Origin of the sequence: Burkholderia sp. (assembly GCF_018375725.1) — a bacterium.
GTDB lineage: Bacteria > Pseudomonadota > Gammaproteobacteria > Burkholderiales > Burkholderiaceae > Burkholderia.
This window is the reverse complement of record NZ_JAHACR010000349.1, coordinates 1-4,070: the sequence shown is the minus strand read 5'-3', so window position 1 is coordinate 4,070 and position 4,070 is coordinate 1. Positions and strand designations below refer to the sequence as shown.

The window sequence follows — 4,070 nt, the reverse complement described above, 5'->3', positions numbered from 1 at the left end:
AGGAACTGTGTCTCGCGCCGAACCTGACCGTCGCGGAAAACATCTACGTCGGCCGCGAACTGCGTCGCGGCAACGGCCGCTGGGGCACGATCGACCGCGCGGCCATGGCGCGCGGCTGCGCGAATGTGCTCGAACGTCTCGGCGCAAGCTTCGGCCCGGAAACGCGGGTCGGCTCGCTGTCGATCGCCGAACAGCAGCTGGTCGAAATCGCACGGGCCGTCCATACGCGCGCACGCATCCTCGTGATGGACGAACCCACCACGCCGCTGTCGTCGCGCGAGACCGCGCATCTGTTCCGGCTCATCCGCCAGCTGCGCGCGGACGGCCTCGCGATCATCTACATCAGCCACCGGATGGCGGAAATCTACGAACTGTCCGACCGCGTGTCGGTGCTGCGCGACGGCACGTACGTCGGCACGCTCGAACGCGAATCGCTGTCGGCCGAGCGGCTCGTCGGCATGATGGTCGGCCGCGACATCTCCGGCTTCTACAAGAAAGCGCATGCGCCGTACGATCCCGGCAACCTGCTGCTGTCCGTGCGCGATGTCGCCGACGGCAACCGCGTGCGCGGCTGCAGCCTCGACCTGCACGCGGGCGAAGTGCTTGGTATCGCGGGTCTCGTCGGTGCGGGCCGCACCGAGCTTGCACGATTGATCTTCGGGGCGGAACCGCGCACGCGCGGCGACGTGACGATCGGCGGCAAGACCCTGGGCGCGCACGCGCCGCGCGAGGCGATCGACGCCGGGCTCGTCTATCTGACCGAGGATCGCAAGCGTCAGGGCCTGTTCCTCGACATGAGCGTGCGCGACAACATCAACATCTCGGTCTGCGGCCGCGATGCGCGGCTCGGCGCGCTCGACCTCGCACGCGGCGCCGGGCGCGCGCGCGACGCCATCGCGTCGCTGTCGATCCGCGTGCCGCATGCGAATGTCAACGTCGGCGCGCTGTCCGGCGGCAACCAGCAAAAGGTGCTGCTGTCGCGCCTGCTCGAGACGAAGCCGCGCGTGCTGATTCTCGACGAGCCGACGCGCGGCGTCGACATCGGCGCGAAGTCCGAGATCTACCGGATCATCAACGAGCTGGCGCGGGCGGGCGTCGGCGTCATTGTGATCTCGAGCGAACTGCCGGAAATCATCGGCGTCGCCGACCGCGTGCTCGTGATGCGCGAAGGCAGGATCGCCGGGGAACTCGGCGGATACAGCGGCGAGCCGATCACGCAGGAGGCGATCATCGCGCTCGCCACCGGCTCGCAGACGGAACTGGCCGACGCTCACTGAGCGTCGCGCCCGACTTTGCCCCTTACGATCAGGTAATCCAAATGATCCATCAGACCAAGCAGCAGAACCTCGCTTCCGCTTCCGCGTCCGCCCATCCGGCACCGGCGCACGCGCCGCAAGCGCGCGCCGGCGAACATCGCACGCGCATGCAGTCGCTGTTGCGTACCGCCGGCATGCTGCCGGTCCTGCTCCTCCTGTGCGTCGGATTCGGCTTCCTGACCGACGGCTTCCTCACCCTGCAGAACCTGTCGATCGTCACGCAGCAGGCGTCGATCAATATCGTGCTCGCCGCGGGCATGACCTTCGTGATCCTGACGGGCGGCATCGACCTGTCGGTCGGCTCGGTGCTCGCCGCCGCCGCTGTCGCGGCGCTCCTCGCATCGAACATCCCGAACTGGGGCTGGCTCGGGATTCCGGCCGCGCTCGCGGTCGGCCTCGGTTTCGGCGTGATCAACGGCGGCCTGATCGCCCTGCTCCGCCTGCCGCCGTTCATCGTCACCCTCGGCGGGATGACCATCTGGCGCGGCCTGACGCTGGTGATCAACGACGGCGCGCCGATCGCCGGTTTCGATCAGGGCTACCGCTGGTGGGGGCGCGGGGAGCTGCTCGGCATCTCCATTCCGATCTGGATCTTCGCCATCGTCGCCCTCGGCGGCTATCTGGCACTGCACAAAACCCGCTGGGGCCGCTTCGTCTACGCCATCGGCGGTAACCCGGAGGCGGCGCGCCTGGCGGGGGTCAACGTCAAGCGCGTGCTGGTCAGCGTCTACGTGCTGATTGGCTGTCTGGCGGGGCTGGCGGGCTTTATTCTCAGCGCGCGTCTGGGGAGCGCCGAGGCGGTGGCCGGGATCTCCTTTGAGCTGCGCGTCATCGCCTCGGTGGTGATTGGCGGCACCTCGCTGATGGGCGGCTACGGGCGCATCGGCGGAACCATTATTGGCTCCATCATCATGGGGATTCTGATTAACGGCCTGGTGCTGATGAACGTCTCGGCCTACTACCAGCAGATTATCACCGGGTTAATTATCGTTCTGGCGGTGGCGTTTGATACCTACGCCAAGAGCCGTCGCGGCGCACTGTGAGGATCACGATGAAAGAGGTTCGTATTGGATTGATTGGCACCGGGTATATCGGCAAGGCGCACGCTATCGCCTATGCCCAGGCTCCGACGGTGTTCAACCTGCGGGGCAGGCTGGTGCGCGAGATGGTGGCGGAAGTCACGCCGGAGCTGGCGGCAGCGCGCGCGCAGGCGTTTGGCTTCAACCGCTCCACGGGCGACTGGCGGGCGCTGGTGGCCGACCCGGCGATTGACGTGGTGGATATTTGCTCACCCAACCACCTGCATAAAGAGATGGCGCTGGAGGCGATCCGCCACGGCAAGCATGTCTACTCGGAGAAGCCGCTGGCGCTGAACGCCCATGACGCGCGCGAGATGGTCGACGCCGCGAAGCGGGCCGGGGTGAAAACGCTGGTGGGGTTCAACTACATGAAGAACCCGACGGCGCAGCTGGCGAAGGAGATTATTGCCCGCGGCGAGATTGGCGAAGTGATCCACTTCTACGGCACCCACAACGAAGACTATATGGCCGACCCGCTCTCGCCCATTCACTGGCACTGCTTCAAAGAGACCGCCGGGCTGGGGGCGCTGGGTGACCTCGCGGCGCATATCGTCAACATGGCCCAGTACCTGGTCGGGGAGATTGAGCAGGTCTGCGGCGACCTGAAGATTGTGGTCCCGGCACGTCCGGCAAAGGCCGGATCGTCAGACATGATTGCCGTCGAAAACGAGGACCAGGCCCACGCGATGGTGCGCTTCGCGGGCGGGGCGCAGGGCGTGATTGAAACCTCCCGCGTCGCCTGCGGCCGCAAGATGGGGCTGTCGTACGTCATCACCGGGACGAAAGGCGCCATCAGCTTTACCCAGGAGCGCATGGCGGAGCTGAAGCTCTATCTGCATGACGATCCGGTAAACCGTCAGGGGTTTCGCACCCTGCTCGTCGGCCCGGCACACCCGGACTACGCCGCGTTCTGCATGGGCGCAGGCCATGGGATTGGCTTTAACGATCAAAAAACGGTGGAGGTGCGCGACCTGGTGGACGGGATTGCCGCCGACGCGCCGATGTGGCCGGACTTCGAAGAGGGCTGGAAGGTGTCGCGCGTGCTGGACGCGATCGCGCTCTCGCACCGGGAAGGCCGCTGGCTGAACGTGAATGACATTGTCTGATGAGGTATCAACGTGGAAAAGCAGTTTGATGTGATATGCATGGGCCGCGTGGCGGTAGACCTCTACAGTCAGCAGATTGGTGCCCGTCTGGAGGATGTGTCGAGCTTCGCCAAATACCTCGGCGGCTCATCCGGCAACGTGGCGTACGGCACCGCGCGCCAGGGCCTGCGCTCGTCGATGCTGGCGCGCGTCGGCGATGAACATATGGGCCGCTTCCTGCGCGAAGAGCTCAGCCAGGTGGGCTGCGATACCAGCCATCTGATTACTGATAAAGACCGCCTCACGGCGCTGGTGCTACTCGGCATTAAAGACCGGGACACCTTTCCTCTGATTTTTTATCGCGATAACTGCGCGGATATGGCCATTACGGCCAGCGATGTGGACGAAAGCTACATTGCCTCCGCACGGTGTCTTGCCATCACCGGGACTCACCTTTCTCATCCTCAGACCCGCGAGGCGGTGCTGACGGCGCTGGGCTATGCCCGCCGTCACGGCGTGCGCACGGTGCTGGACATCGACTACCGTCCGGTGCTGTGGGGGCTGACCTCCTTAGGCGACGGTGAAACGCG

At 65.6% G+C, this 4,070-nt stretch carries 4 protein-coding genes; all 4 read left to right on the top strand.

Features of this window, described 5'->3' with window-relative positions; translation table 11 throughout:
- Positions 1-1,277: sugar ABC transporter ATP-binding protein (locus tag KH616_RS22445; protein ID WP_292252102.1), on the top strand; the 1,277-nt coding region annotated here is incomplete at its 5' end.
- A 41-nt stretch (positions 1,278-1,318) separates the two neighbouring features.
- The gene (locus KH616_RS22440; protein WP_292252101.1) at positions 1,319-2,359 is read left to right on the top strand and encodes an ABC transporter permease; all 1,041 of its coding nucleotides are present in this window, start codon (positions 1,319-1,321) and stop codon (positions 2,357-2,359) included.
- Positions 2,360-2,367: 8 nt separating this feature from the next.
- Positions 2,368-3,501 carry a Gfo/Idh/MocA family oxidoreductase gene (locus KH616_RS22435; protein ID WP_025912799.1) on the top strand — a complete coding sequence of 378 codons (1,134 nt, stop codon included), beginning with the start codon at positions 2,368-2,370 and terminating at the stop codon, positions 3,499-3,501.
- 39 nt (positions 3,502-3,540) lie between these two features.
- Positions 3,541-4,070 (top strand): PfkB family carbohydrate kinase (locus KH616_RS22430; protein WP_292252103.1); only part of this gene is annotated, 530 nt, incomplete at its 3' end.